2 protein-coding genes are annotated in these 1,418 nt (G+C 71.0%); both read right to left on the bottom strand.

What is annotated here, in order from left to right; genetic code table 11:
• Nucleotides 1–110: 110 nt before the first annotated feature.
• Entirely contained in the window at nucleotides 111–191 is an 81-nt protein-coding gene (locus tag FGF04_RS42215; RefSeq protein ID WP_350310325.1) for a putative leader peptide, read from the bottom strand.
• Nucleotides 192–444: 253 nt separating this feature from the next.
• The gene (locus tag FGF04_RS39225; RefSeq protein ID WP_149516166.1) at nucleotides 445–1,206 is read right to left on the bottom strand and encodes an LmeA family phospholipid-binding protein; all 762 of its coding nucleotides are present in this window, start codon (nucleotides 1,204–1,206) and stop codon (nucleotides 445–447) included.
• Between the last annotated feature and the right edge of the window lie 212 nt (nucleotides 1,207–1,418).

The raw sequence follows: 1,418 nt of genomic DNA, 5'->3' as shown, positions 1-1,418 counted from the left end.
CGCCGGGGCTGCGGGGCGTACGCGGCGCGGGGGCGGCCCCGGCGGGAAGGCCGGGGGCCCGGCTCACGGAAGGACGGACGACGGTCGGACCGTGGCTTCCGCGCTTCCGCTCAGAAAGTGCGACAGAGCATGGCGGCGACGCGGCACAGGTCCACTGCCCGCCGCTTCGTGAGGTCCGCCTGGCGCTTCATGCAGTCGATCGTAAGGACGGACGGGTGGGCATGTCACCGGGGTGTCGCATGCTGAGACGCGATCGTCCGTGATGTGGGACGCGGAGGGGGCGGAGCGTGCCGTGGGAGGTCGCGGGCGGTGCGCGGACCCGGTCGTGCGGGCCGCGCATCTGCTGGGCGGACGGGGGTGTCTCGCCTTTCGGACTGGTGTCCGGACGGGCGTGCGGTCCGGCGTGCGAGCGGTGGCCACCGCTCGCTGGCCACTGGCTACCGACTACCCGACGAGGCTGACGTCCGAACCCTTCACGTCGATGTCGACGCCCTTGTCCGCCGCCGCCACCTTGTCGAGCTCGATGCCGCCCGGCAGGCCGTCGATCTTCTGCTGGAAGTCGGTGATCAGACGGACCTTGTCCTCGGCGAGCTGCACGCCCAGGTTGGGCAGGGAGTCGGCCTGTATCTCCACGGTGTCGCCCTTGACGCGGACCGAGCTGAGCACGGAGACCGGCTGGGGGAGCTTGCGGCCGAGCACGGTGGCCTCCACCTCGACCTTGATCTTGCCGTTGCCGCCGTCGGAGAGGCCGACGACCTGGGCGGTGACCCCGGTCGCCACGTCCACCGGCTCGGCCTTGGCCGCCTTGAGCAGCTCGGCGTACGAGATCGTGGCCGTGCCGGTGGCCGAGGCGGCCTTCGCGGAGCTGTAGTCGCCGGAGAAGGCGACGCCGCGCATGTGGGCGGTGAGGTTGTCGATACGGATCTTGTCGGGCGCCTTGCCGGAGCCCGCGCCGGTCGTGGCGCCGCTCGTGTCGGCGTCGTAGTCCTTGATGCCGACCTCGACCTCGTCCAGTTCGCCGCCGACGACCTGGGTGAGGAAGGGGAAGCCCTTGATCGACACGTCCGGGGTGCTGCTCAGGCCCTCGTTGGTCCGCAGCCTGTCCGCCGCCTCGTCCTCGGCGAAGCCGACGGCGACGCGGTCGGCGATGACGAAGAGTCCGCCCAGGACGATGGTCACGATCAGGAGTATTCGCAGTGCTCGCATGGCTTCGTGTTCCCCCACCTTCGGTCTTCTGTGCGCGAGGGTAACCCGCGGGTAGGGCCTCCGGCCTGGGGGAGGGGGTGTTGTGGAGCGGCTGTGACGGGCGGATGTCCGGCAAAAACCGCTTCTCGCCCCCGCCGCCCCTACCCATTCCCGTCCCTACTCAGGGGCTCCGCCCCCGAACCCCCGTTGCGCAGTTCCCCGCGCCCCTGGGT

This window comes from Streptomyces apricus (assembly GCF_008369065.1).
GTDB classification, from domain to species: Bacteria; Actinomycetota; Actinomycetes; order Streptomycetales; family Streptomycetaceae; genus Streptomyces; species Streptomyces apricus.
The sequence above is the reverse complement of the archived record's forward strand: the minus strand, read 5'-3'. Positions and strand labels throughout refer to the sequence as shown.

Coding starts and splice junctions, on each gene's coding strand:
- FGF04_RS42215 (WP_350310325.1), bottom strand. CDS start 191: ATGAAGCGCCAGGCGGACCTCACGAAGCGGCGGGCAGTGGACCTGTGC.
- FGF04_RS39225 (WP_149516166.1), bottom strand. CDS start 1,206: ATGCGAGCACTGCGAATACTCCTGATCGTGACCATCGTCCTGGGCGGA.